Genomic DNA, 25,532 nt, shown 5'->3' with positions numbered 1-25,532 from the left:
CGAGGGAGGGCGCATGCGTATTCAACTGGATTTTCCAGCGGTGCTGGCCGAATGGCCGCTGCTGCTGACCGGCGTGGCTTGGACGATCGGCCTGACGGCCGTCGCCACCCTCATCGGGCTGCTGCTGGGCGTCGCCTTCGCGTGGTCGCGTGCCAGCGGGCCGATGTGGCTGAAAGCGGTGGTCGGCACCTATGTGGAGCTGATCCGCAACACGCCCTTCATCGTGCAGCTGTTCTTCATCTTCTTCGGGCTGCCGGCCGCCGGCGTCAAGCTGACGCCCGAGACGGCGGCGGTCATCGCGATGGTGATCAACCTCAGCGCCTACGCCACCGAAATCATCCGCGCCGGCATCACCGCCACGCCCAAGGGACAGATCGAGGCCGCACAAAGCCTGGCCATGGGCCGCATGCAGATCTTCACCCGTGTGGTGCTGCCGCCAGCGCTGGCCAAGGTCTGGCCTTCGATGACCGGCCAGATCATCATCGTGATGCTGGGATCGGCCGTCTGCGGCCAGATATCGGTGCCCGAGCTGAGCTATGCCGCCAACCTGATCCAGAGCCGCAACTTCCGCTCCTTCGAATCGTCGATCGTGGCCACGCTGGTCTACCTGGTGTTGGCGATATCGCTGCGCAAATTGCTCAACTGGGCCGGTCCGCGGCTCATCTTCGGCCGCTAAGGAGACACCCCGTGATCGAATTCACCATCTGGGACATTCTTCGCAACCTGCTGCTGGCAGCGCGCTGGACCATCGCCCTGTCGCTGGTCGCCTTCATCGGCGGCGGCATCGTCGGCATGGCCTTGCTGGTGCTGCGCCTGGCACGCGGCAAATATGCACGCCGCTTCGTCATCGGCTACGTGCAGCTTTTTCAGGGCACCCCCCTGCTGATGCAGTTGTTCCTGGCCTATTTCGGACTGGCGCTGTTCGGTATCGACACCTCGCCGTGGGTGTCGGCCGCCATGGCGCTCACGCTCTACACCAGCGCCTACCTCACCGACATCTGGCGCGGCTGCGTCGAGGCAGTGCCAAAAGGCCAGTGGGAAGCCTCCGGCAGCCTGGCGATGTCATTCGGCGAACAACTGCGCCACATCATCCTGCCGCAGGCGTCACGGCTGGCGGTCGCGCCGACCGTCGGGTTCCTGGTGCAAGTGGTCAAGGGCACCGCGCTGGCTTCGGTCATCGGTTTCGTCGAGCTGACCAAGGCCGGCAGCATGATTTCGAACGCCACCTTCAAACCCTTCGTCGTGTACAGCTGCCTGGCGTTGATGTACTTCGCGCTGTGCTTCCCGATCAGTCTCTGCGCCCGTGTCCTGGAAAGGAAAATGAACCATGCAAACAGCCGTTGAACACAACATCGCCGATGCCGCCAAGCCGACCGCGGCGCCGGGCGCGTCCATCGTTTCCATCCACGGGCTGCGCAAGTCCTACGGCACCAACGAGGTGTTGAAGGGCATCGACCTGGAAGTGGCGCGCGGAGAAGTCATCGCCATCATCGGCAAGAGCGGATCGGGCAAGAGCACGCTGCTGCGCTGCATCAACGGCCTGGAGGTCTTCCAGGACGGCTCGCTGACCGTCGATGGCCAGCCGCTGGTGTACGACAGCGCACAGGCCATGCGGGCGCTGCGCCAGCGGGTGGGCATGATCTTCCAGAGCTTCAACCTCTTCCCCCACCTGACCGTGGGCCGCAACGTGATGCTGGCGCCTACGCTGGTCAAGAAGACCGGCCAGGCGCAGGTGACGGCGCTGGCGAAAAAACTGCTCGAACGTGTCGGCCTGGGAGAAAAGTTCGATGCCCGGCCGGAGCAGCTCTCTGGCGGCCAACAGCAGCGGGTGGCCATCGCCCGTGCGCTGGCAATGGAACCGGCGGTGCTGCTGTGCGACGAAATCACCTCCGCGCTGGATCCTGAGCTGGTCGGCGAAGTGCTGCGGGTGGTCGAGTCGCTGGCGGCGGAAGGCATGACGCTGCTGATGGTCACCCACGAGATGGCTTTCGCCCGGAAGGTGGCCGACCGGGTGATCTTCATGCACCAGGGGCGGGTGCATGAGTCGGGGTCGCCGACCGAGCTGTTCGGCAACCCGCAGACACCGGAACTGAAGCAGTTCCTGTCTTCGCTGCACGATTGACGAACCAAGCTTCTTCAGGGCCGGACGCTGCTGGGATGCGATAGCAGCGTTTACCTCCTGCCTATGCGGACATGCAGTCTTTCCGGGAACTCATCGGCGGCATACCTCATAACCGGGGGGTGTGAAAACCTGGCTTTCATCGCCCTCACGCAGCCAATGCAGCCTCGGCTTCCTTGGCTGCGGCCACGTCCATGGCGGCAGGCAGCATCACCCCGTTCTTCACCGCCAGCACCTCCGCCATCACGCTCACGGCGATCTCCGGCGGGGTCTTGCTGCCGATGTACAAGCCGATGGGTCCGCGCAGACGGGCCAGGGCGTCCGGCGGGACATCGAAATGCTCGCCCAGGCGCTCCCGTCGCGCCGCATTGTTGCGGCGCGAACCGATGGCACCCACGTAGAAAGCCTCGGTGCCGAGTGCCTCCAGCAGCGCCAGATCGTCGAGCTTGGGGTCGTGTGTGAGGGCGATCACGCAGCTGCGGCGGTCGGGCCTGAAGGCGGTCACCACGTCGTCGGGCATCCCCTCGGCCAACGTCACGCCGGGCACCGACCAGTGACCACTGTATTCGTTGCGCGGGTCGCAGACCGTGACGGCGAAACCGCTGAACTGGGCCATGGTGGCCAGGTATTCCGACAAGGCACCGGCGCCGATCAGCAGCATGCGGAATTCGGGGCCGAAGGTGACGGCGAGCGAGGTGCCGTCGAGGCGCAGCGCCTCGGGTTCCGTAGTCTCTGCCAGGCTCACGTCACCATTTCCCAACGCCACCGTTCGACGCATCAACCGGCCTGACTGCAATGAACCGACCAGCGATTGCAGCGACGCAGCTTCGGGGTCGAACTCCAGCATCAGCTCCAGCGTACCGCCGCAGGGCAGGCCGAAACGGTGGGCTTCGTCGGCATCGATGCCATAACGCACCAGCTGCGGCGCACCGGAGAAATCGCCGCGGGCATGGCGGGCGATCAGGTCGTCCTCGATGCAGCCGCCGGATACCGAGCCCACCACCGCGCCGTCGTCCCGCAGGGCCAGCGTGGAGCCGACGGGTCGGGGGGACGAACCCCAGGTGCGCACGACGGTGGCCAGCAATGCGTGGCGGCCGGCGCTTCGCCAGTCACGCAGCGCGCGTAGTACGGTGAGGTCCATTTTGTCCATCGGAGGATGGTGCCATTTCCAACCACCGGACGCTGTGCGACTTTGGCCGGATCCACCTGGCGAACAAGGCCTACATCCCGCCTCGCCGTCAGGTCTTCAGACGGTGGGTGCCAGGGCGGCCAGCTGGTCGGTGCAGATGCCCCAGCCCTGGTGGAAACCCATCTCTTCGTGTGCCTCGCGGTCTGCCACCGTCCAGTGGCGCACCAGCGCGGTGTAGCGGGTGCGGCCGTCGCCCAAGTCGTCGAAAGTCAGCACGATGGTGATGAAGGGTTTGGCCGACGGCTCCCATGCGCTTGTGTAGGCATCGGTGACGACCAGCCGTTCGCCCGGCACCACCTCCAGGTACACGCCGGGGTTGGGGTGGACCTCGCCGTCGGGCCCGTTCATCACGATGAGGCTGCTGCCGCCGGGGCGCACATCGGTTTCGGCGCGGGACACGGTCCAGGGCTTGGGGCAGAACCACTGCCGGATCAGTGCGGGCTCGGTCCAGCAGCGGAACAGCTGGGAGGCTGTCGCGGCAATGTCGCGGGTGAGGGTCAGGTCGCGGTCGTTATGCATGTGTCGGCCCTCATGGATGCAAGGGGATGGGTTCGCCATTGATGGCCCAGCCGACACCGAACCTGTCGGTCAGCATGCCGAAGGTCTTCGACCAGAAGGCCGGTGCCAGCGGCATGGTGACGGTGCCTCCTTCCGACATGGCGGCGAATGCCTTCTGCGCGTCTTCCACCGTGTCGAACTGCACCGCCAGCATGCAGCCCTTGACACCTTCGTAGGGCATGCCGGGCGGCACGTCGCCGGCGAACAGCATGGCGCCGCCGGGCAGCGAAAGGCAGGCGTGCATGATGCCGTCGCCCTGGGGGGCCGTGCCGCAGCCCCCGGGTGCCGTGGCGCCGGCCGGCGGCTTCGGCATGTCTTCGTAACTCATCATGGCCTGGATCTTTCCGCCGAGCGCCTGCTCGTAGAAGGCGAAGGCTTCACGGGTGTTGCCGGCGAAGCTGAGGTAGGGAGTCAGGGTGAACATGCAGTAATCCTCGGGTTGAAGGAACGACAGGGCCGCAGCCTAAAGGGCTGGGCACGGTCATGGTGGCGTCACATGCATCTTTTTTAATGAAATCGTTTTCAGCGTGTGTTCGTTCTCTAACGCCGTGACTCGCAGTCACTCCATCCTCCATGAAAAACCTGATGTTCCGCGCCAGCCGCACCGCCTTCCTGGCGCTGGGTCTGGCCTCCGCCGGCGCTGCCTTCGCACAGACCGCCATTTGCTACAACTGCCCGGTCGAATGGGCCGACTGGGGCACCCAGATCAAGGCCATCAAGGCCAGGACCGGCGTCACCGTGCCGCCGGACAACAAGAACTCCGGCCAGTCGCTGGCCCAGATGACCGCCGAGCGCGCCAGCCCGGTGGCCGACATGGCCTACCTGGGCGTGACATTTGCCATCCAGGCGCAGAAAGACGGCCTGGCCGGCACCTACAAACCGGCCGGCTTCGATGACATTCCCGCCGGCCTGAAGGACAAGGACGGCCATTGGTTCTCCATTCACTCGGGCACGCTGGGTTTCATGGTCAACGTCGATGCGCTGGGCGGCAAACCCATCCCGCGTTCGTGGGCCGACCTGCTGAAGCCCGACTACAAGGGCCTGATCGGTTACCTGGACCCGGCATCGGCCTTCGTTGGTTATGTGGGTGCGGTGGCGGTGAACCAGGCCCGCGGCGGCACGCTGGACAACTTCACACCTGGCATCGAGTACTTCAAGGCGCTGATGAAAAACGAGCCCATCGTGCCCAAGCAGACCTCCTATGCGCGAGTGCTGTCGGGCGAGATCGCCATCCTGCTCGACTACGACTTCAACGCCTACCGCGCGAAGTACAAGGACAAGGCCAACGTGGCGTTCGTCATCCCGTCGGAAGGCAGCATCGTGGTGCCTTACGTCATGACACCCGTCGCCAGGGCTCCGCATGCGGCCGACTCGCACAAGGTGCTGGACTTCGTGCTGTCCGACGAAGGCCAGGCCCTGTGGGCGCGCGCCTACCTGCGCCCGGTGCGAAACGTCGCCATGCCCAGGGAAGTGGCGGCGCAGTTCCTGCCGGCGGCCGACTATGCCCGCGCCAGGCCGGTCGACTACGGCCGCATGGCCGATGTCCAGCGTGCATTTTCGGAGCGTTACCTGAATGAGGTTCGCTGAACCAGGCTCCGCGCGACCAGGCTTCGGCAGGGACTGGATCCTGCCGGCCTGCGCCGCGCCGGCCACCGCTTTCTTCGCAGCCTTCTGGCTGCTGCCGGCCGCCCGGCTGCTCGCCCTGCCGGCGCAGGCGGGCGGCGCCGCGGCCTACTTCGCCGTGCTGACCCATCCGCGTTACCTCGCCAGCCTGGGCCAGACGCTCATGCTGTCGGTGGTGGTCACGCTGATGACCCTCGTGCTGGGTGCGGCGGTCGGCCTGTACCTCGGCCGCAACCGGTTTCCCGGCCGTCGGCTTCTGCTGTCGCTGATGACGGTGCCGCTGTCCTTCCCCGGTGTGGTCGTGGGCTTCTTCGTGATCCTGATCGGCGGACGCCAGGGCCTGCTGGCGCAGGGCACGCTGGCGGCCGGGCTTGGCCGTGTCACCTTCGCGTACGGGCTGATCGGACTGCTGCTGGGTTACCTGTACTTTTCTTTGCCACGTGCCATCGCCAGTTACACCGCCGCGGCCGAAGCCCTCGACGCGCCGCTGGAAGAAGCCGCGCGCATGTTGGGCGCGTCGCGCTGGAACATCGTGCGCGACGTGTGGGTGCCGCAACTGGCACCCACCACCCTCGCCTGCGGCGCCATCCTGTTCGCCACCTGCATGGGCGCATTCGGCACTGCCTTCACCCTCGCCAGCCAGTTCGAGGTGCTGCCGATCACCATCTACAACGAGTTCACCAACTACGCCAACTTCGCGCTCGCCGCATCGCTGTCGGTGGCGCTGGGCCTGATGACCTGGGGTGCGTTGTTCATCGCCCGGGTGTTTGGTGGACAAGGTCACGCCGCATGAAAACGATGTCCCCTTCGCGCACGCCGATGCTGGCCGTGCTGACCGCTGCCGTCGCCCTGTTCCTGATCGCGCCGATGGTGGTGTCGGTGATGGCCGCGTTTGTCGTCAACTACAGCGGCGGCCTGGCCAGCGGTCTCACGCTGCGATGGCTGGAACAGGTCTGGGGCGTCTATGGCGCGACCGTCGGCGCATCGCTGCTGCTGGCCATCTGCTGCGTGGCGGCGACCATGGTGCTGGGTGTGCCCTGCGCCTGGGCGCTGGCCCGCAGCCGGTCGCGCGCGGCGCGGCTTCTCGAGGAACTGCTCACCCTGCCGGTGGCCGTTCCCGGGCTGGCGACCGCGCTGGCGCTGCTGCTGGTCTACGGCGGTCATGCCGATTTCCGCCAGGGTTTTGGTTTCATCCTGGTCGGGCATGTGGTGTTCACCCTGCCGTTCATGGTGCGCACCGTGGCGGCCGCTTTCGCCCGGCGCGAACTGATCGCGCTGGACGAAGCCGCCCGCACCCTGGGCGCCGGGTTCGGCCGGCGTTTCATCGGCGTGCTGGTGCCGGCCGTGCTGCCGGCGATCGTGGCCGGCTGCCTGATGGTTTTCACCCTGTCGATCGGCGAGTTCAACCTCACCTGGATGCTGCATACGCCGCTGACCCGCACCCTGCCGGTGGGCCTGGCCGACAGCTACGCCAGCATGCGCATCGAACTGGGCTCGGCCTACACATTCGTCTTTCTCGCGGTGGTGCTGCCGGTGCTCTGGGCACTGCAGGGCATCGCCGCGCTGCTGCAGAAACGCATCGCCCCATGAGTTCCATCCCTGAAATCTCGCGTACTCGCATCTCCGTCGAGCAATGCGCCAAGACCTATGCCGACGGCACACGCGGCCTGCGGCCCACCAGCCTGACGGTGGAACCCGGCGAAGTGCTGGCCCTGCTCGGCCCATCGGGCTGCGGCAAGACCACCCTGCTGCGCCTGCTGGCCGGGCTGGAGTCGGCCGATGCCGGCAGCGTGATCCGTTTCGACGACCAGGACGTCACTTCCCGCCCAGCCGAACGGCGTGGCGTGGGCATGGTGTTCCAGAGTTATGCGTTGTTCCCGCAGATGACGGTGCAGGCCAACATCGGCTACGGCTTGCGGGTGCGTGGCGTGCCGCCGGACGAGGTCCGGCAACGGGTCGGCGAACTGGTCGACCTGGTACGCCTGGGCGGGCTGGAGCATCGGCGGCCGGCCGAATTGTCGGGAGGGCAGCGGCAACGCGTGGCGCTGGCGCGTGCCGTCGCCACCCGGCCCCGCGTACTGCTGCTCGATGAACCGCTCGCCGCCCTGGATGCCCAGCTGAAGGAACGCCTGCGCGACGAACTCGCCGAAATGCTGCGCAGTCTGGGCATCACCGCCGTGCATGTGACACACGACCAGCAGGAAGCCTTCGCCATCGCCGACCGGCTCGCCGTGATGCAGGGCGGCGCCATCGTGCAGGTGGGCGACGGCGAAACCCTTTACCGGCGGCCGGCGCATGCCTTCGTCGCCGAATTCCTGGGCCGGGTCAACCGGCTCGAGGCCGACGCCGGCGGCGATGTCGCGCTGGGCGGCCAGTGCCTGGCGCACCATGCGCCGCACGGCCTGCTGGTGCGCCCGGAAGACATCGAGATCACAGCACCCCTGCCCGGACGGGCACTGGCCAGGGTGATGCATCGCAGTTTCCTGGGTGACCGCCTGCGGCTGCGGCTGGAAGCCCAGGGCCAGCAACCGCTGCTGGCCGATGCCGGCCGCGACAGCCCCTGGCTGCCAGGCGACGTAGTGGGCCTGCACATTCCGACCGGGCGGCTGATGCCCGGCAAGCCCACCGCATGAGCCGCAGCAGCATCCAGGCCGTGGCCCTCGCGGCCGGCGTGTCGGCGGCCACCGTGTCGCGGGTCTTCAACCAGCCGGAGATGGTGCAGGCCGACAAACGTGATCGGGTGCTGGCCGTCGCCCGGCAGCTCGAATATCGCCCGCTCGGCGCCGCCCGCACACTGCGCCGCCGCCGCAGCGAGATCCTGGGCGTGGTGCTGCCCACGCTGCGCAACCCGGTGTTCGCCGAATGCCTGGAAGGCATCGCGGCAGCCGCCGTGCAAGTCCGCCATGCCATCCAGCTGGCCACCACCGAATACCAGCCCGAACGCGAACTCGCAGCCGTCACAGCCCTGCTGCCGCGTGTCGACGGACTGGTGCTGGTCGTCTCCGACCCGGCCCGTTCGAAGGCGCTGCAGGCCATCCGCGCCGCCGGCCTGCCCTATGTGCTGGCCTATAACCGGCACGAGGCGCATCCCTGCGTGTCGGTGGACAACGAAGCTGCGGTCGCGGAACTGGTCGGCACGCTTCACAGGCGCGGGCATCGGCGCATCGCCATGCTGTGCGGCGACCTGCAGGCGTCCGACCGGTCGCGTGCCCGGCATCGGGGTTTCGAGCGCGGCATGCTGGCCGTCGGGCTGGCGCCCGGCCCGCTGGTCGAGGCGCCTTTCGACGGCGATGTGACCGGCCTGCTGGCCGTCACCCTCCAAGCGAGCGACCGGCCGACCGCACTGGTCTGTTCCAACGACCTGCTGGCCCTGCGAGCGCACCGCGCTGCGCATGCCTGCGGCCTGCATGTGCCGCGAGACATGAGCATCGTCGGCTTCGACGGCATCGCGCTGGGCGCCGACCTGGTGCCCAACCTGGCCACCATCGCCCAGCCCAACCGCGACATCGGCGCGCAATGCGTCGCCCTTCTGGCGCCCGCCGCCGAAGCCGGCACACCGCTGGCGGCAGACGCAAGCCGCCTGTTGCCACACCTGTTCATGCCCGGCGAATCGCTGGGCGATCCTTTCCCCATCAGCCCATGACCACGACATTCCTGGTGCAACTCACCGATCTGCACATCCGCGAACCCGGCCGGCTGGCCTATGGCCGCATCGACACCGCGCCCTACCTGCGCCGCGCCGTGGCCGCCGTGCTGGCGCTGCGCCAGCGCCCCGACGCGGTGGTGATCACCGGCGACCTGAGCGACTTCGGCCGTGCCGCCGAATACGCCCACCTGGCCGAACTGCTCGCGCCGCTGGACCGGCTGGACCTGCCGGTCTACCTGCTGCCCGGCAACCACGACGACCGCGATGCGCTGCGCCGGGCGTTTCCCGGCCACGGCTACATGGGCGTCGAAGGCGGTTTCCTGCAATACAGCGCCAGGGTCGGCGGCCTGCGCCTGATCGCGCTCGACACGGCCACGCCCGGCAAACCGCATGGCGAGTTGTGTGCCGAACGGCTCGGCTGGCTGGAAACCGAGCTGGAAATGCACCGCGGCGAACCCGTGGTGATCGCCCTGCACCATCCGCCCTTCGCCACCCTCATCGGCCACATGGACGAGATCGGACTGCTGCGGGGCGGACCGGAGCTTGAAGCGCTTGTGCGCCGTTTTCCGAATGTCGAGCGGCTGATCTGCGGCCACCTGCACCGTGCCATCGAGGTCCGGTTCGGCGGCAGCATCGCCTGCACCACACCCGCCCCGGCGCACCAGGTGGTGCTGGACCTCGACCCCGCCGCGCCTTCCCGATGGCTGCTGGAACCCCCGGCCTTCCGGGTGCTGGCACTGCCGGACGACGGTCGGCTGGTGAGCCATCTCGCACCCATCGGCGACTTCGAAGGTCCCTATCCGTTCCACGACGAAGGCGGGCTGATCGACTGACCGGCAGCTAGAGACCGCCCAGCCGCCGCCCGAAGACCCGCACGCAGTTGCGGCCCGCCGACTTGGCCTGGTACAGCGCGGCGTCGGCCGAGGCCAGCAGGGTGTCGACTTCGGTGGCGTCTTCCGAACTGCGGGCGGCCACGCCGATCGACACCGTCACCCGTCCCAGCGGGCTGTCGGGGTGCGGGATGTTCAGCGCGGCCACCGCCAAGCGCACCTTCTCGGCTACCAAGCAGGCGCCCGACAGGTCGGTCTGCGCCAGCAGCACCAGGAATTCTTCTCCGCCATAACGGCCGGCCTGGTCACCCGGCCGCTGCAACGCACCGGCCAGCGCGGCGCCGACCGCCGCCAGCACCGCATCGCCCGCCGGATGGCCTTGCGAATCGTTGAACCGCTTGAAGTAGTCGACATCCACGAACAGCAGGCTCAACTCGGTGGCGGTGCGGCCGACCCGTGCGCCTTCGCGGGCCAGCGCCGTGTCGAGCGAACGGCGGTTGGCCAGGCCGGTCAGGCCGTCGGTATGCGCCATTTCGACCATGCGCTGTTCGGCACGGTGGCGGGCGCGCAGTTCGCGGCCCAGCAGCGCCGCCAGGAAGACCAGGGCGGCCGCCAGCAACAATGCCGCCCCCATGACTTCGAACGCACGGCGTCGCCAGTTGGCGAAGATATCGTCGATGGCCGGCGCCACCAGGATCTTGATGGCGCTGTCATCCACCGTGCGGAAGACGGTGAGGCGCTGTCGTCCGTCGACCGGGCTGGTCCCCACGAAGCTTCCGGTGCGCGCTGTGCTCACGGACTGGTAGATCGGGTTGTTCGTGCCGTCATTGCCGACCAGGTCCTGCACATAAGGCAGGGTCATCAGCACCCTGCCCTGCGGGCCGAAGATGGTGGTGCGTCCGTGTTTGCCGAGCTGGATGCCCTGCAGCAGCTGCCGGAAATAATTGACGTCGAGATAAACCACCGCGACGCCGCCGAAGCTGCCGTCGGCGTTCGAAAGGCGGCGCGACAGCGCGACCAGCATGGTCCTGTTGTTCACCCGCGAAACAAAGGGCTCGCTGATGTGCATGCCGTCGTCGACGGTCTGCACATGCGACTGGAAATAAGCGCGCTCGGCGAACTTCAGGCCGAGCCAGCGGCTGTCCTTCATGCTCAGAAGCACTTCGCCCTGGCTGTCGAGGATGACCGCCGACGATACGTTGGTGGCCTCGATGGAACGGTCGAACAGCACCATCCGGCGCACCGCCATCGGCAAGGCGCTGATCTCCGGACGAGCCCAGTTTTCGACCATGGCCTGCAGCGAAAGGCCGTATAGCTCCAGATTCCGGCTGACATCCCGTTCGGCGACCAGCGCCAGGTTGTCGGCCTGCTGGCGGGCGTGTTCCAGCGCGTCGTCCCGCTCGTGCCAGAGCGTCGTGCCGAACAGTCCGAGGATCAACAGGGCGCCGGCAAATCCGTACCAGGCGGTGCGGCGCTCGACGCTGCGACCGAGGGCCTGGACCGCAGGTTTCACGAATGACTTGATTTCTTTCTGCACGACACAGTTTATGAAACTTGCGCCGCGAGGGGCTCGGGCAGGCGGTCACGTGTTCAATTTCCACGGCAACCACGCTGTGGCGGGCCGCCCTGACCCGCATCGACCGCTGCGAATCACATGGGCAGATCGCCCGCTGGCAGGCCCAGCCATTTCTGCGACATCTTCTCGACCAGGCCGCTGCGTTTGGCCTCTGCAATGATCTCGTTGACCTTGGTGCGCAGGCCGTCCTCGCCCTTGGCGATGCCGATGAAACAGGGCGACGTCTTCAGGGTGAGCTTGACTTCCAGGCCCATCTGAGGATTGCGTTGCTTGACCACTTCGGCGGCCGGCGACCCGACCGAGATCAACTGGGTCTGGCCTGCCACGAAGGCGCTGATGGTCGCGTCGTTGCCTTCGAAACGACGGATCTCGGTGCCGGGCAGCGCGACCCTGGTCACCTCGATGTCGTCGGTGGTGCCGCGGTTGGTGGCAACCGTCTTGCCGACCATGTCCTGCGCCGACTTCACCGCCATCGACTTCGGGCCGTAGACCGCGATGAAGTACGGCGCGTAGGCGGCAGAGAAGTCGATCACCTTCTCGCGATCCGGCGTCTTGCCCAGCGAATAGATCACCAGGTCGGCCTTCCTGGTCTGCAGGTAGGGAATGCGGTTCTGGGTGCTGATGCTCATCATCTCCAGCTTCACGCCCAGCTTGTCGGCGATGTATTGCGCCATCTCGATGTCCAGCCCCTGGGGTTTCAGGTCGGGGCCGACAAAACCGTAGGGCGCGAAATCGGTCGGGATCCCGACCCGCAGCACCTTGGCCTTCTGGATTTCTTCCAGCTGGTTCTGCGCCTGGGCGCTACCGGCGAACAGGGAGGCAGCAGTCATGAGGCTGAGAAGGACGTGGCGTCGGTTGGCGTGCATGTGGCGCTTCGTTAACAAATGGAAGCATCAGTGTGTGCCTGCGCCCTGCCCGCTTCAAACGACAAATTTTCTGCCCGCCATTCCGCAAAGGAATAAATTCGGTGACCGAACGCTGGCTTGATCCTTGCACCGCGAAATCCATGTCCTCATCCATGCGCCACCGAATTCCATCCACCACGGCATTGCGGGTTTTCGAGGTCGCCGCGCGGCAGCTCAGCTGCACCGTCGCGGCCGAGGAGCTGTGCATGACCCAGGGCGCGGTGAGCAAGCAGCTGCGTTCGCTGGAGGAAACCCTGGGGGTGCCGCTGTTCGTGCGGGTCAATCGTGGCCTGGCGCTGACAGACCTGGGCCGCTGGTACCTGCAACAGATAACGCCCCTGCTGGGAGCACTGTCGGCTGCGTCCGAACAGCTGACCCAGCTGCATGCGCCGCGCACCTCGCTCACCCTGCGCATTCCGCACATCCTCGGAGACCGCTGGCTGCTGCCTCGTTTCGCGTCATTCCTGCAGGAACATCCTCAATTCGACGTGCAATTCACCAATCAGCGATCGGGCGGAAGTTATGCCCAGCTCGAAGCGGACGGCGAATTCCGTTTCGGCAGCGGCACCTGGACCGGTTGCGAGTCCGACTACCTTTTCGGCAGCGAAATGGTGGCGCTGATGTCGCCAGCCCTGCGGCTGAAGTTTGCATCGGTCCTGGACACCCGCGACCTGCAGTCGCTGACCCTGCTGGAGCATTTCGAGGTGCCCAACGCCTGGGCCGAACTGCAGAAGTCGCTCGGTCAGCCCGCGGTCGAGCGGCCCGGCCGCACCATCCGGTACGAGTTCTATTCCACCCTCATCAAGGCTGCCGCCATGGACATGGGGCTGGCCCTGGTGCCCCGGGTGATGGTGCAGGAGGAGCTGGCGCGAGGCGACCTCGTGCCGGTGATCTGCCGGGGATTCCAGAGCCGCATGGGCTATTACTTCGTATTGCCCAGCGCTCGAAAACACGAAAAGGCACTGAACACCTTCCGTTTGTGGCTGCGCGAGCAGGCGCGTCAGACGCTGACGTCATCGCAACCCGGCGCCACCGTCATCGCCACGTCCACGGCAGGCTGAGCGATTTTCCCGAAATCTCGCCGGATATTCAGATGCGGGAAACATCGACGCACAAGGATCGATAATCCGCACATCGCTTTCAGGCGGACAAAGGGTAGCGCAATTATTACCCTCACCGACAGTGCCTGCTAACCACCATGAACTGAATAATATTTCACGACCCGAATGGTCTTGCGCACAGCAAATAACCAGCGGTTCAATTGGAATTCATTCACTCCTCCTGGAGGTTTTCATGCGACGTCCTTTCCAAATATTATCGATCGGCCTGGTGGTGGGAGCCATGTCGCTACCTGGCATATCGCAGGCGAATATCGACCTTAAATCAGCCGGTAATTTTGGCCTGCTCGCCGCGACGACCATCACCAGCACCGGGTTCAGCGTGGTCTACGACGGCGACGTGGGACTGCAGCCGGGTTCTTCCATCACCGGATTTCCACCCGCAATCGTGCTCGGCGACATGCATGTGGGCGATGCCATTGCAAAAACCGCGAAGGACGATCTGGCCACCGCCTATGCGCAAGCCCTTCTTCTGACGCCATCGCAAAACCTGACAGGGCAGAACCTCGGCGGCATGACATTGCTGCCAGGAGTCTATTCCTTCAACTCCGGCGCGAGCCTTACCGGAAACCTGATTCTCGACGGCCAAGGCGACCCCAATGCGCAATTCGTGTTCCAGGTCGGCAGCGCCCTGACTACCGGTTCGTTCTCGTCGGTGGCGGTGGTCAACAATGGCGCCTTGCCAGGCACCAATGTCTTCTGGCAGATTGGAAGCTCTGCCACCTTGGGAAACAACAGCAGTTTTTCCGGGAACATATTGGCCGACGCCAGCATTACCCTGAATAATGCAGCAAGCATTTTGTACGGCAGTGCGCTCGCGCTCAACGGTGCGGTGACACTGGACAGCAACGTCATTTCCAAGGGTGCAGTTGTTTCTCCGGTGCCGGAACCCGCGACCATGTCCTTATTCCTGTCGGGTAGCCTGCTGGTATTCGTACGCAGTCGGCGACGTCGCCTGAATGTGGTCGCAGACGCCTGAAAAAAAGCGGACCTTGACTACTGGGTGCGGGCCAATGCCATGCCGATGCTGGACGCAGGCCGTCTGGCTCGGCCTGTTCCGGCTGGCGGCGTGAGCGTGGCAGGCGGCGCCCAAGACCGTGCCTGCACGAAATCGACGAAAGCACGCAGCGGCGCCGGCAATTGGCGTCGGCTCGGGTAGTACAGGAACGGCCCGCTGAAACCGAACCACCACGGCTCCAGCACCGGCACCAGCGCGCCGCTGTCGAGGAAAGGCCGCAGCCAGTCCTCGAACAGGTAGATGACGCCGCTGCCGGCCAGCGCCGCGTCCACCGCCAGGTCGGTCGCCGCCCCCACCCGCACGATCAGCGGTCCCTTCACGTCGACCTTCAGGCTTTCGCCGCCGCGTTCGAACTCCCAGGCGTACACCGTGCCACTGGCGAACTTGCCGCGGATGCAGTCGTGGCCCAGCAGGTCGCGCGGATGTTGCGGTGTGCCCCGGCGGTGCAGGTAATCGGGCGCGGCAGCCACGGCAAAACGCTGGCGGCGCGGACCGATGGGAATGGCCACCATGTCCTGCTCCAGCCGCTCGCCGTAGCGGATGCCTGCATCGCAACCGGCAGCCAGCATGTCGACGAAGCTGTCCTCGGCGATCACCTCCAGCAGGATGTCCGGATAGGCGGCGAGAAAGGCCGGCACGATGTCCGGCAGGATCAGCCGCGCCGCGCTCACCGGCACGTTCAGCCGCAGCGTGCCCGCCGGTCGGTCGCGGAACCCGTTGACCACATCCACCGCGGCGTCGACCTCGGCCAGCGCCGGGCCCAGCCGTTCGAGCAGGCGAGAGCCGGCTTCGGTCGGCGCCACGCTGCGAGTGCTGCGGTTGAGCAGCCGCACGCCCAGGCCGGTTTCGAGCCGGCGCAGGGCCTCGCTGAGACTCGAAGCGTTGCCGCCCGTCAGCCGCGCCGCCTCCCGGAAACCGCCTGCGCGGGCCACCGCCACGAAGGCGGTCAAGTCGCCGAGATCTGCCGCCATTGTTCGCCCTGCCGCACAGCCTGTATGAATTGAGGCGGATTATCACGCAGCGTATGCCTGCCTAAAGTCGAGTCCTCATCTTTCAGGAGCCGAACTTGGACCACGCTCACATACCAGTCGACATCGAAAACGCCGGCACATTCACGCTGGGCAGCTTTACCGTCAATCGCCTCGGCTATGGCGCCATGCAACTGGCCGGGCCGGGCGTCTTCGGCCCGCCGAAAGACCGCGAGGGCGCACTGGCGGTGCTGCGCGAAGCGGTGGGATCGGGCGTGAACCATATCGACACAAGCGACTTCTACGGTCCACACATCACCAACCAGTTGATTCGGGAAGCGCTTCACCCGTACCGCGACGACCTGACCATCGTTACCAAGATCGGTGCGACACGGGGCGCCGATGCCTCATGGTTGCCGGCCTTCTCGCGCGAGCAACTCACCCGGGCTGTGCACGACAACCTGAGCAACCTGGGCCTGGACGTGCTGGACGTCGTCAACCTGCGCAGCATGCACGGACTGCACGGCCCGGCAGAGGGTTCGCTGGAGGCCGAACTGACGGTGCTCGCCGAACTGCAGCAGCGCGGCCTGGTGCGGCACATCGGGCTGAGCAACGTCACCGCGCGGCAGGTGGCCGAGGGCCGGAAGATCTGCGACATCGTGTGTGTGCAGAACATGTTCAATCTGGCGCATCAGGCCGACGGTGCGCTGGTGGACCAGCTGGCCGGCGAAGGCATCGCCTATGTGCCTTTCTTCCCGCTGGGCGGCTTCACGCCGCTGCAGTCCGGTGCGTTGTCGGATGTCGCGCGGGAACTGCAGGCCACGCCGATGCAGGTCGCCCTGGCCTGGCTGTTGCAGCGCTCGCCGAACCTGCTGCTGATTCCGGGTACGTCGTCGCTCGGCCACCTGCGCGAGAACCTGGCCGCCGGGGCTTTGAAGCTGGATGCCGGCGCCATCGCCCGGCTGGACGCGATCGCCGCCGGGCCGGCGACTTCAGGGACGTCCGGTCACGCCTGAGCCATCGCCTCGATCTTGCGCAGGCCCTCGACCGTGCCGAGGCAGGCCGACGCAAGTTCGCGCCCCTTGATGAGGAAATGCCGCAGGTAGTAGTCACGGTGTTCGGCATGTTCGTGGAAATGGTGCGGCGTCAGCACCGCCGAAAACACCGGCACGCCGCTGTCGAGCTGCACCCGCATCAGGCCGTCGATCACGGCGGTGGCCACGAAGTCATGGCGGTAGATGCCGCCGTCGACGACCAGCGCGCAGGTGGCAATGGCCGCATAACGGCCGGTGGCGGCCAGCTTCGCGGCGTGCAGCGGTATCTCGAACGCGCCGGGCACGGCATAGACGTCGACCTGTCGGGCGTCGAATCCGAGTTCGGCGAGGCCGGCCAGGAAACCTTCACGGCCCCTGGAGACGATGTCGAGGTGCCAGCTGGCGTGGACGAACGCGATGCGTGCCGCGGAAGCGGACGAAGCCGGGGAAAGGGAAACAGGAGACATGGGACAGCCGGAAAAAACGGGTGGAACGGCAAAGTCCAGGGCAAGGCGGCCCACGCCGGCGGCCGGCGTGAATCGACGTTTTCTTGCATCCGGACTGTAGGAACCCGAAGGATCCCGAACCGTCGGCTCCGGAATCACACCGGATCTGCTGACCCCGCAGGCTTTGCACCTGCGGGCGCTCGCGGGCTCGTGTTTCCGGACCGTCAGGCCCTGGAAACCATCACCGCCGGTGGGGAATTCCACCCCGCCCTGAAAACGTACGCCTCCGTTCAGGGAGGCGTGGCGGCATTCTAGGAAAACCCGGGATCCTTTGCTGGCGCCGGGCGATCAGGCCGCCGGAAGAACGGCCTTGACCCTCAGGCCCCGGCCGCCGCCGCCGGCGTCCAGCTGCAGACGACTGCCATGGCTGCGGGCGATCTCCTCGGCGATGGCCAGGCCCAGGCCGTTGCCTTCGCCGCCGGTGCCGCGCACCCGGTAGAAACGTTCCAGCACCCGGGCGCGTTCCTCGACGGCGATGCCAGGGCCGTCGTCCTCGACCTCCAGCACCGCATTCAGGCCGTTGCGCCCACAGCGCACGGTGACGCTGCCGCCAGGCGCGGTGTACTTCACCGCGTTATCGACCAGGTTGGACAGCATCTCCCGCAACAGCCATTCCTGGCCGATGACGGTGGCGGGTTCGCAGTCCAGGCCCAGGTCGACCTGCCGGTCCAGCGCGGCCGCGAAATGGATTTCGATCATGGCGTTGCACAAGGCCTTCAGGTCGACCGGCGCGCCGGGCTGGCCATGCAGCGCATGCGAATCGGCACGCGAAAGGGCAAGCAACTGGTGCGCCAGTTGCGAGGTGCGCCGGGTGGCGTCGCGCATGGCACGCACGTCGCCAGCCTGCAGCCGAACACCGCGCTCGTCGGCGGCATGCGCCCACGCCTCGACCTGCGACTGGAGCGCGGCCAGCGGCGTGCGCAACTGGTGTGCGGCGTCGGCGACGAAACGCCGCTGGCTGTCGCTCTGTGCGTTGACCATGCCGAACAGGCGGTTGAGCGACTGCACCAGCGGCCGTACTTCGTCGGGCGTCGGGCCTTCGTCGAGCGGGCTCAGGTCGCGTGGCGAACGTCGTTCCACTGCGTCCTTCAGGTCGAGCAGCGGCTTGAGCGCGGCCCGCACCGCCATCTGCATGGCCAGCGCACCCAGGGCCAGCAGCACCAGGTTGGGCAGCAAGGCACGGATCAGCACCGCGCGGCCCCAGTTCTGGCGCGGGTCGGAACCGTCGGCCAGCTGCATGACGAAGTCACCGGCCGGCGTGACGATGCGCTGGGCCAGGATGCGGTACAGCACGCCCTCGTATTCGCGGCTGAGGAACTCGGGTTCGCGGGTGCCGGGCGCGGGCGATTCGAGCCAGCTGTCGCCCTGCAGCACCCGTCCCACATCGTCGGCCAGGCTCCAGGCGGAGACGCCATGCCGGTCCTTCAGGAACTCCTCGACCGGCGGTGCCAGCAGCACCTGCGGAACCTGCGGAGCGGGGCTGCCTTCGGGTGGCGGCACGATGATGGAATCGGCCAGTAGCGGCGCCATGCGCAGCAGCTTGGCATCCTGCTGCAGCGCGGCGCTGTCGGCCGAGCGGTAGTCGATCCAGGCCGACAGCAAGGCCAGCAGCACCAGGGGCAGCAGCAACAGCACCAGCAGGCGACGTTGCAGGCCGCGGAAAACCTGGCTGCGCCGGGTCTTCATGGGCTGGTGGATGTAGGCGTGCCGGGCGTCGCTGACGCGGCCGGCGTTGAGTCCCGCAGCTCCAGCCGGTAGCCGAATCCGCGGATGGCCCGCAGCGAAACACCGTGCGGCTCCAGCTTTCCGCGCAACCGCGAGATATGGACCTCCACCGCATTGGCGGTGATCTCGCGGTCCCAGCCGGTCAGCGCCTGAAGCAGCTTGTCCTTCGCTGTCGGGTTGGGGGCCTGCAGCAACAGGTATTCGAGCACCGTCCATTCGCGCGGACCCAGCTCCAGCGGCTGGCCGGCAACGCTGCCTCGGCGCTGGGCGGTGTCCAGCTCGATGGGGCCGAAGCTCAGCACCGCAGAAGTGGCGGCATGGGAGCGCCGCAGCAAGGCACGCAGCCGGGCCAGCAGTTCGGGCAGCTGGAAGGGCTTGACCAGATAGTCGTCGGCGCCCAGATCGAGGCCCTGCACCCGGTCTTCCAGCGCATCGCGGGCGGTGAGGATCAGCACCGGCATGGCATGGCCGTCGTTGCGCAGGCGCCGGGTGAGCTCCAGCCCGTCCATGCGCGGCAGGCCGATGTCGACGATGACGGCGTCGAACGGCGCACGTTGCAAGGCGTCTTCGGCACGTTCGCCGCTGCCGACCCAGTCGACCGCATAACCGGCGTCGGCCAGGCCCAGCTTGATGCCGCTGGCCACCATCACATCGTCTTCCACCAGCAGCAATCTCATGGCTCGGAGCACTCCAGAAAGGGTCCGCGAATCGTAACTTGGCGTTGCGATAGGGGAAAACCCCGCGAAAACACGTCAGCCATTTATCAGCGCCGCGCAGGGGGCCGGGCTTAGCATTCCGGCGCGCAGAACACCCACAAGACAACCGCAACCACGCACCCCGAAAAGGTCCGCCATGTCCGCTCTCATCTCATTCGCACGCACCGTGGACTGGGTCACCACCCAGCTCGGCAAGGTCGCTGCCTGGGCCGTGCTGGCCGCCGCGCTCATCTCGGCCGGCAACGCCTTCATCCGCTACGGCTTCGACATCAGCTCCAATGGCTGGCTCGAGATCCAGTGGTACCTGTTCGCCGCTACGGTGATGCTGGGCGCACCGACGGTGCTCAACCTGAACGAACACGTGCGGGTCGACATCCTGTACGGCCGGTTGAAGGGCCGCGGCCCGGTCATCGTCGACATGTTCGGCATCGCGGTCTTCCTGCTGCCGGTGATGGGGCTGCTGGCGTATTTGAGCTGGCCGCTGTTCATGAAGATGTACCTGACACACGAAATGTCCGGCAACGCCGGCGGCCTGATCCGCTGGCCCGCCATGCTGCTGCTGCCGCTGGGCTTCGGGCTGATGTTTTTGCAGGGCGTGTCGGAATTCATCAAACGTGGCTTCTACCTGGCCGGCAAGTTCCAGATGGACACGCATTACGAGAAGCCCCTGCAGTAAGCGGCCCGAACAAAAGAGCCGAGGAGACCAATATGCAAATGGAAAATTTCGCCCCCTTCATGTTCCTGGGGCTGGTGCTGATCATGCTGATCGGATTCCCGGTGGCCTTCTCGCTGGCCGCGCTGGGCCTCGGCTCAGGTTTTCTGGCCATCGAGATGGGCTGGTTCCCGGCCAGTTTCATGGCCAACCTGCCGCTGAACATGTTCGGCATCCTGAGCAACGAACTGCTGCTGGCCATCCCTTTCTTCACCTTCATGGGCGCCATCCTCGAGAAATGCGGCCTGGCCGAAGACATGCTCGACTCGATGGGCCAGCTGTTCGGCCCGGTACGGGGCGGTCTGGGCTACTCGGTGATCATCGTGGGTTTCATCCTGGGCGCCATCACCGGTACGGTGGCCGGCCAGGTGATCGCCATGGCGCTGATCTCGCTGCCCGTGATGATCCGCTACGGCTACAACATGCGTTACGCCACCGGCGTGCTGGCGGCCTCGGGCACCATCACACAGCTGGTGCCGCCGTCGCTGGTGCTGATCGTGATGGCCGACCAGCTCGGCCGGTCGGTGGGCGACATGTACAAGGGTGCGTGGGGTCCGTCGATCCTGCAGGTGCTGATCTTCGCCGGCTACACCTTCATGCTGGGTGTGTTCAAGCCACACCACATTCCGGGGGTGCCCAAGTCCGAACGCACGCTGCACGGCTGGGCGCTGTGGGGCAAGTGCCTGCGCGGCATCATTCCGTCGGCGGTGCTGATCTTCGCGGTGCTGGGCTCCATGGGCGGTCTGCCGGGCATCAACACGGCCATCGCCACCCCCACCGAGGCGGGCGCGATGGGTGTGGTCGGCGCCCTGCTGCTGGCCGCGCTGCACCGCCGGCTGACCTTCAGGATGATCTGGGACGCGATGGTCGGCACCATGCGGCTGACCGCCATGGTGGTGTTCATCCTGATCGGCGCGCGCACCTTCTCCATGGTGTTCCAGGGCGTGGACGGCGCCATCTGGGTCGAACACATGCTGTCGGGCCTGCCCGGCGGACAGGTGGGTTTCCTGATCGCGGTCAACATCTTCATCTTCTTCCTGGCGTTCTTCCTCGATTTCTTCGAGATCGCCTTCATCATCCTGCCGATGCTGGGCCCGGTGGCCGCCAAACTGGGCATCGACCTGGTGTGGTTCGGCGTGCTGCTGTGCGTGAACATGCAGACCAGCTTCATGCATCCGCCATTCGGTTTCGCGCTGTTCTACCTGCGGGGCATCTCGGACACGCTTTTCAAGGAAAAACGCATCCCGAAACCCATCAAGTCGAGCGACATCTACCTGGGTTCCATCCCCTGGGTGCTGCTGCAGTTGCTGCTGGTGGCCATCGTGATCTTCGTGCCGCAAACGGTGACCGTCTTCCTGGACAAGGCGGAGGTGATCGACCTCGACAAGGTGCAGATCGAGGCGCCGGTCAGCGACCAGCCGAACAACGACGACGAGTCCGAAGAAGCACGCCAGAAACGAATGGACGACCTGTTCAAGGGCAGCGCGGCGCCATCTCCCGAGCCGGAGAAGAAATGATGATGGGCAGCCTGTCGATGGCCGGAACGGGGCCGGCGCCCTTCGTGTTCGCACCCGATGGCGGGCGTGTCGAGGGACCGGCTTTCTCGCGGGTTTTCCAGACGCTGACCACCCTGGTCGTCGGCGGCTGTTTCAGCTGGATCGCCCGGCTCTGGCTGCGTGACGCCATCACCTTCGGTCCCGGGATGATGTGGGTGGCCGCGGGTTTGGTGCTGATGACCTGGACATGGTGGAGCGTGCTGCGCAGCCGCACCGTCATCGACGGCCAGATGATCGAGCAGCGCTGGATCTGGAACAAGCGCCTGCCGCTGGGCGACCTCGCCTACGTCAAGCTGATCCGTGTGCCGGGCCTGGACTGGCTCATAGCCCCACGGCTTTATGCCCGCACGCTGGCGGGCAAGTTCCTGGTGTTTTACGGCGCCACGCCGCAGTTGGTGGCCGAGTTCTCGCGGATGTCGCGCGAACTGGCCGAATTCCGCCGGATGTGATCGCCCGGGGCTTGATGCCCCGAGGTCTTACTTGCCCGGAACGTACAGCTTGTCGAACGAGCCACCGTCCGCAAAGTGGGCCTTGTCGGCCTTCTCCCAGCCGCCGAAGGCCTTGTCGATGGTGACCAGGTCGAGTTTGGGAAACTGCTTGTCGTACTTGGCCTTGGCCTTTTCGCCGGTCGGGCGATAGAAGTTGCGGCCGGCGATGTCCTGGCCTTCGTCGGAATACAGGTACTTCAGGTATTCCTCGGCGACGGCACGGGTGCCCTTCTTGTCGACCACCTTGTCGACCACCGCCACCGACGGTTCGGCCAGGATGGAAACCGAGGGAACGACGATCTCGAACTTCTCGGGGCCGAATTCCTTCAGGGCCAGGAAGGCTTCGTTTTCCCAGGCAAGAAGCACGTCGCCCACGCCGCGCTGCACGAAGGTGATGGTGGCGCCACGGGCACCGGTGTCCAGCACCGGCACGTTCTTGAACAGCTTGCCGATGTAGTCGGCCGCGCCCTGCTCGCCGTTGTACTTGCGGCGGCCGAATTCCCAGGCCGCCAGGTAGTTCCAACGCGCGCCACCGGAAGTCTTGGGATTTGGGGTGATGACCTGCACACCCGGCTTGATCAGGTCGTCCCAGTCCTTCAGGCCCTTGGGATTGCCCTTCTTGACCAGGAACACGATGGTCGAGGTATAGGGAGCGGAGTTGTGCGGCAGCTTCTTCTGCCAGTCGGCCTTGACCAAACCGTTGTGCTTGACCAGCGCGTCGATGTCGCCGCCCAGCGCCAGCGTGGCCACATCGGCGTCGATGCCGTCGATGATGGAACGCGCCTGCTTGCCCGAACCGCCGTGCGACTGCTTGATGCTCACGTCCTGGCCGGTCTTGGCCTTCCAGTACTTGGCGAAAGCCGGGTTGTAATCCACATACAGTTCGCGCGTCGGATCGTACGAGACGTTCAGCAGGGTGACAGCTGCCGGAGCCTGGGCGAACGCCGAGGCACCGGGCAGGGCCATCATTGCGGCCAGTGAGGCTGCCAGGGGAATCTTGATAAAGTCGCGGCGCGCTTGCATGCTCTTCTTCCTCGAAAGTGGTCTTGAGCGGTCGATTCTGAAAGTCGACTACTGCACGCGGAACGAATAAGTTCCTCCTTGTTTACTCGAAAAATCAACTTAGAAAGCACATCCCGATGGCGCGTACCGTCCAATGCATCAAACTCGGCCAAGAGGCGGAAGGCCTGGACTTTCCTCCCTACCCGGGCGAACTGGGCAAACGCATCTGGGAAAGCGTCAGCAAGCAGGCCTGGGCAGACTGGCTCAAGCAGCAGACCATGCTGGTCAATGAAAACCGGCTGAACCTCGCCGACGCCCGCGCACGCCAATACCTGGCGCGCCAGATGGAAAAGCACTTCTTCGGCGACGGCGCCGACGGCGTCCAGGGTTACGTGCCCCCGACCGCTTCCTGATTCCTGGAACCATCGTGTCCGAACCCGTCGAGTGGCGGGCCGACGGCACGCCCTTCAGCCCCCGTTTCCAGGAGTCTTTCCACGGCGAGCATGGCGGCCTTTCTCAGGCCCGCGATGTTTTCCTGGCTGGGTGCGGGCTGCCCGCCGCCTGGCGGAGCGCCCCCCGTTGGTGCGTGCTGGAAACAGGCTTCGGCCTGGGACTCAATTTTCTCTGCACCTGGCAGGCCTGGCGGAACGATCCGCAGCGGCCGCCGCAACTGCATTACCTCGCCACCGAAGCCTGGCCAGTCGATGCCGAGGGTATCCGGCGCAATGCCTCGATCGACCCCGACCTGGCGCCGCTGGGCGATGAACTGGCACGCAGCTGGTGGGGAATCGAACCCGGCACCCACCGTATCGTGCTGGACGGCGGCCGGGTGCTTCTCACCCTGCTGGTGGGCGACAGCACCACGTCGCTGCGCGGCCTCGGCCGTTTTGCCGACAGCGTCTACCTCGACGGCTTCAGCCCCGAACGCAACCCTGACATATGGACCCCTGACTCCATGCGTGCGGTCGCCCGCTGCTGCCGCCGTGATGCGCGCCTGGCCAGCTGGACCGATGCACGCGCCGTGCGGGATGGTCTCACCTCTGCCGGTTTTTTCGTGACGGACGTGGAAGGGATTCCGCTTGAACGGCATTCCATCCAGGCGAGACTGGTGCATATGCCGGCCCGGCATGTCGATGCGCCGCTGCGAACGCCGGGCCATTGTGTGGTCATCGGCGCCGGACTGGCAGGCGCTGCCGTGGCGCGCGGCATGGCCTTGCGCGGCTGGCAGGTGAAGGTGATGGAGGCCGGCGCAGGCCCGGCCTCCGGCGCATCGGGCGTTCCGGCCGGGCTTTTTGCGCCCCACGTGTCGGCCGACGATGCGGTGCTTTCACGCCTCACACGCGCCGGGGTGCGGGCCTTGCTGAACGTATTGCCGGGTCTGCTTCGGCCAGGTGTCGACTGGAACCTGTCCGGTGTGTGCCAGCGCCATGAAGACGGCACGCTGACGCACCACCAGACCGCCGGCTGGCTGCGGCCGGCGCGCCTGGTTTCGGCCTTGCTGGCAACGCCCGGCATTTCGGTGGAATACGGTCGGCGTGTGCCTGACATCGCCAGCCTGGGCGATGTCCCGGTGATCGTCGCCGCCGGCTTCGAAACCGTCCAGCTGCTGGCTCAGGGGTTTCCGTTGCAGCCGGTGGCCGGGCAGGTGGCTTTCGGACCGGTCGAAGGCGAGCCGGCGACACCCTTGCCTGTCAACGGCCACGGACATTTCCTGCCGGCGGTGCCGGCCGGGCGCGGCGAAGTCTGGCTGACCGGTGCCAGTTTCGAGCGTGATGTGTCGTGCACCGGGGTTTCCGACGATGAGCGGTTTCGGCATCGCGCGGACAACCAGCGTCGCCTCGCCGAACTGCTGCCGACATTGGGTCCGCGCCTGCCGGCCATGTTCGTTTCAGCGTCTGACTGGCGCGGCGTTCGCGGCACCTCCCCCGACCGGTTGCCCATCGTCGGACCGTGGACGGTGGGCGAAACGTCGGCCTGGCTGTGCACCGCACTCGGCGCGCGAGGAATGACCTTGTCGCTGCTGTGCGCAGAACTGCTGCTGGCACGGCTGCACGACGAACCGCTGCCCGTCGCGCCACGCCTGGCCGAGGCGGTTTCGACAGAACGAATGCGTAAACGCATGTCGGCCCAGGTAAGAACCCAGCAGTCGGCGGCACCCACCGGTGGGCAGGGCGGCGGGGAAGGCCGGGCCTTCTAACTCGCTAATTGCATATGGCTCATAACCTGGGCATATATGTCAAGAA

At 66.1% G+C, this 25,532-nt stretch carries 27 protein-coding genes and 1 riboswitch; of the genes, 17 read left to right on the top strand and 10 right to left on the bottom strand.

Features of this window, described 5'->3' with window-relative positions; translation table 11 throughout:
* Positions 1–13 precede the first annotated feature (13 nt).
* From AC3ANW_RS09780 to AC3ANW_RS09770, 3 genes are read left to right on the top strand one after another with little or no spacing between them, the layout of a single operon-like run.
* Complete coding sequence (locus AC3ANW_RS09780) at positions 14–676, top strand: amino acid ABC transporter permease (protein WP_488344978.1); 663 nt, start codon at positions 14–16, stop codon at positions 674–676.
* Between the two features lie 11 nt (positions 677–687).
* Positions 688–1,344 (top strand): amino acid ABC transporter permease, encoded by a 657-nt coding sequence (locus tag AC3ANW_RS09775; protein ID WP_488344977.1) that lies wholly within the window; start codon positions 688–690, stop codon positions 1,342–1,344.
* Complete coding sequence (locus AC3ANW_RS09770) at positions 1,328–2,122, top strand: amino acid ABC transporter ATP-binding protein (RefSeq protein ID WP_488344976.1); 795 nt, start codon at positions 1,328–1,330, stop codon at positions 2,120–2,122. The genes AC3ANW_RS09775 and AC3ANW_RS09770 overlap by 17 nt, the downstream gene beginning before the upstream one ends.
* Before the next feature lie 145 nt (positions 2,123–2,267).
* On the opposite strand, the gene AC3ANW_RS09765 is transcribed toward AC3ANW_RS09770, so the two are convergent.
* From AC3ANW_RS09765 to AC3ANW_RS09755, 3 genes are all read right to left on the bottom strand, one after another.
* Positions 2,268–3,269: an XdhC family protein gene (locus AC3ANW_RS09765; RefSeq protein ID WP_488344975.1), complete on the bottom strand. Its 1,002-nt coding sequence runs from the start codon at positions 3,267–3,269 to the stop codon at positions 2,268–2,270.
* A 96-nt stretch (positions 3,270–3,365) separates the two neighbouring features.
* A complete protein-coding gene (locus AC3ANW_RS09760; protein WP_488344974.1) occupies positions 3,366–3,827 on the bottom strand; it encodes an SRPBCC family protein in 462 nt (153 codons plus the stop codon).
* Between the two features lie 10 nt (positions 3,828–3,837).
* A complete protein-coding gene (locus AC3ANW_RS09755) occupies positions 3,838–4,290 on the bottom strand; it encodes a VOC family protein (protein ID WP_488344973.1) in 453 nt (150 codons plus the stop codon).
* A gap of 161 nt (positions 4,291–4,451) precedes the next feature.
* On the opposite strand from AC3ANW_RS09755, the gene AC3ANW_RS09750 reads away from it, so the two are divergent.
* The 6 genes from AC3ANW_RS09750 to AC3ANW_RS09725 are packed head-to-tail and all read left to right on the top strand — an operon-like array spanning position 4,452 to position 9,968.
* The gene (locus tag AC3ANW_RS09750; protein WP_488345394.1) at positions 4,452–5,453 is read left to right on the top strand and encodes an ABC transporter substrate-binding protein; all 1,002 of its coding nucleotides are present in this window, start codon (positions 4,452–4,454) and stop codon (positions 5,451–5,453) included.
* On the top strand, positions 5,440–6,282 hold the full coding sequence (locus AC3ANW_RS09745; RefSeq protein ID WP_488344972.1) for an ABC transporter permease: 843 nt from the start codon (positions 5,440–5,442) through the stop codon (positions 6,280–6,282). The genes AC3ANW_RS09750 and AC3ANW_RS09745 overlap by 14 nt, the downstream gene beginning before the upstream one ends.
* A complete protein-coding gene (locus tag AC3ANW_RS09740) occupies positions 6,279–7,079 on the top strand; it encodes an ABC transporter permease (protein WP_488344971.1) in 801 nt (266 codons plus the stop codon). The genes AC3ANW_RS09745 and AC3ANW_RS09740 overlap by 4 nt, the downstream gene beginning before the upstream one ends.
* Positions 7,076–8,122, top strand: a complete 1,047-nt coding sequence (locus tag AC3ANW_RS09735) for an ABC transporter ATP-binding protein (protein ID WP_488344970.1) — start codon at positions 7,076–7,078, stop codon at positions 8,120–8,122. The genes AC3ANW_RS09740 and AC3ANW_RS09735 overlap by 4 nt, the downstream gene beginning before the upstream one ends.
* On the top strand, positions 8,119–9,132 hold the full coding sequence (locus AC3ANW_RS09730) for a substrate-binding domain-containing protein (protein WP_488344969.1): 1,014 nt from the start codon (positions 8,119–8,121) through the stop codon (positions 9,130–9,132). Before AC3ANW_RS09735 ends, AC3ANW_RS09730 begins: the two co-directional genes overlap by 4 nt.
* Positions 9,129–9,968 carry a phosphodiesterase gene (locus tag AC3ANW_RS09725; RefSeq protein WP_488344968.1) on the top strand — a complete coding sequence of 280 codons (840 nt, stop codon included), beginning with the start codon at positions 9,129–9,131 and terminating at the stop codon, positions 9,966–9,968. Before AC3ANW_RS09730 ends, AC3ANW_RS09725 begins: the two co-directional genes overlap by 4 nt.
* 7 nt (positions 9,969–9,975) lie before the next feature.
* On the opposite strand, the gene AC3ANW_RS09720 is transcribed toward AC3ANW_RS09725, so the two are convergent.
* Positions 9,976–11,478, bottom strand: a complete 1,503-nt coding sequence (locus AC3ANW_RS09720) for a sensor domain-containing diguanylate cyclase (RefSeq protein ID WP_488344967.1) — start codon at positions 11,476–11,478, stop codon at positions 9,976–9,978.
* A gap of 137 nt (positions 11,479–11,615) precedes the next feature.
* Positions 11,616–12,371 (bottom strand): transporter substrate-binding domain-containing protein, encoded by a 756-nt coding sequence (locus AC3ANW_RS09715; protein ID WP_488344966.1) that lies wholly within the window; start codon positions 12,369–12,371, stop codon positions 11,616–11,618.
* Positions 12,372–12,559: 188 nt separating this feature from the next.
* On the opposite strand from AC3ANW_RS09715, the gene AC3ANW_RS09710 reads away from it, so the two are divergent.
* Complete coding sequence (locus AC3ANW_RS09710; protein WP_488344965.1) at positions 12,560–13,507, top strand: LysR substrate-binding domain-containing protein; 948 nt, start codon at positions 12,560–12,562, stop codon at positions 13,505–13,507.
* Between the two features lie 232 nt (positions 13,508–13,739).
* Positions 13,740–14,543 (top strand): ice-binding family protein, encoded by an 804-nt coding sequence (locus AC3ANW_RS09705; RefSeq protein ID WP_488344964.1) that lies wholly within the window; start codon positions 13,740–13,742, stop codon positions 14,541–14,543.
* A gap of 17 nt (positions 14,544–14,560) precedes the next feature.
* Here AC3ANW_RS09705 and AC3ANW_RS09700 read toward each other — a convergent pair whose 3' ends face one another.
* Positions 14,561–15,553 carry a LysR family transcriptional regulator gene (locus tag AC3ANW_RS09700; protein ID WP_488344963.1) on the bottom strand — a complete coding sequence of 331 codons (993 nt, stop codon included), beginning with the start codon at positions 15,551–15,553 and terminating at the stop codon, positions 14,561–14,563.
* Between the two features lie 95 nt (positions 15,554–15,648).
* Here AC3ANW_RS09700 and AC3ANW_RS09695 point away from each other — a divergent pair, with 95 nt between their 5' ends.
* A complete protein-coding gene (locus AC3ANW_RS09695) occupies positions 15,649–16,566 on the top strand; it encodes an aldo/keto reductase family oxidoreductase (protein ID WP_488344962.1) in 918 nt (305 codons plus the stop codon).
* On the opposite strand, the gene AC3ANW_RS09690 is transcribed toward AC3ANW_RS09695, so the two are convergent.
* The 3 genes from AC3ANW_RS09690 to AC3ANW_RS09680 all read right to left on the bottom strand — a co-directional run bounded on the left by AC3ANW_RS09690 (position 16,557) and on the right by AC3ANW_RS09680 (position 19,492).
* Positions 16,557–17,051 (bottom strand): 6,7-dimethyl-8-ribityllumazine synthase, encoded by a 495-nt coding sequence (locus tag AC3ANW_RS09690; protein WP_488344961.1) that lies wholly within the window; start codon positions 17,049–17,051, stop codon positions 16,557–16,559. The two genes, AC3ANW_RS09695 and AC3ANW_RS09690, sit on opposite strands and share 10 nt — an antisense overlap.
* Positions 17,052–17,124: 73 nt before the next feature.
* Positions 17,125–17,312, bottom strand: a riboswitch (FMN riboswitch).
* Positions 17,313–17,378: 66 nt separating this feature from the next.
* On the bottom strand, positions 17,379–18,776 hold the full coding sequence (locus AC3ANW_RS09685; protein ID WP_488344960.1) for a sensor histidine kinase: 1,398 nt from the start codon (positions 18,774–18,776) through the stop codon (positions 17,379–17,381).
* Complete coding sequence (locus tag AC3ANW_RS09680) at positions 18,773–19,492, bottom strand: response regulator (protein ID WP_488344959.1); 720 nt, start codon at positions 19,490–19,492, stop codon at positions 18,773–18,775. Before AC3ANW_RS09680 ends, AC3ANW_RS09685 begins: the two co-directional genes overlap by 4 nt.
* A gap of 175 nt (positions 19,493–19,667) precedes the next feature.
* On the opposite strand from AC3ANW_RS09680, the gene AC3ANW_RS09675 reads away from it, so the two are divergent.
* Genes AC3ANW_RS09675 through AC3ANW_RS09665 form a run of 3 tightly spaced genes read left to right on the top strand, consistent with a single transcriptional unit; the run spans position 19,668 to position 22,248 of the window.
* Entirely contained in the window at positions 19,668–20,207 is a 540-nt protein-coding gene (locus AC3ANW_RS09675; RefSeq protein ID WP_488344958.1) for a TRAP transporter small permease subunit, read from the top strand.
* Positions 20,208–20,239: 32 nt separating this feature from the next.
* Positions 20,240–21,760, top strand: a complete 1,521-nt coding sequence (locus AC3ANW_RS09670; protein ID WP_488344957.1) for a TRAP transporter large permease — start codon at positions 20,240–20,242, stop codon at positions 21,758–21,760.
* The gene (locus AC3ANW_RS09665; protein WP_488344956.1) at positions 21,757–22,248 is read left to right on the top strand and encodes a hypothetical protein; all 492 of its coding nucleotides are present in this window, start codon (positions 21,757–21,759) and stop codon (positions 22,246–22,248) included. The genes AC3ANW_RS09670 and AC3ANW_RS09665 overlap by 4 nt, the downstream gene beginning before the upstream one ends.
* 27 nt (positions 22,249–22,275) lie before the next feature.
* Here the strand turns inward: AC3ANW_RS09665 and AC3ANW_RS09660 are convergent, their stop codons facing one another.
* Positions 22,276–23,310 (bottom strand): sulfate ABC transporter substrate-binding protein, encoded by a 1,035-nt coding sequence (locus AC3ANW_RS09660; RefSeq protein ID WP_488344955.1) that lies wholly within the window; start codon positions 23,308–23,310, stop codon positions 22,276–22,278.
* A gap of 116 nt (positions 23,311–23,426) precedes the next feature.
* On the opposite strand from AC3ANW_RS09660, the gene AC3ANW_RS09655 reads away from it, so the two are divergent.
* Together AC3ANW_RS09655 and mnmC2 are read left to right on the top strand one after the other, a co-directional pair.
* Positions 23,427–23,702 carry an oxidative damage protection protein gene (locus AC3ANW_RS09655; RefSeq protein WP_488344954.1) on the top strand — a complete coding sequence of 92 codons (276 nt, stop codon included), beginning with the start codon at positions 23,427–23,429 and terminating at the stop codon, positions 23,700–23,702.
* 14 nt (positions 23,703–23,716) lie between these two features.
* On the top strand, positions 23,717–25,486 hold the full coding sequence (mnmC2, locus tag AC3ANW_RS09650) for a tRNA (5-methylaminomethyl-2-thiouridine)(34)-methyltransferase MnmC2 (RefSeq protein ID WP_488344953.1): 1,770 nt from the start codon (positions 23,717–23,719) through the stop codon (positions 25,484–25,486).
* Positions 25,487–25,532: the final 46 nt, after the last annotated feature.

This window comes from Xylophilus sp. PBN-3R (assembly GCF_057747805.1).
The sequence above is the reverse complement of the archived record's forward strand: the minus strand, read 5'-3'. Positions and strand labels throughout refer to the sequence as shown.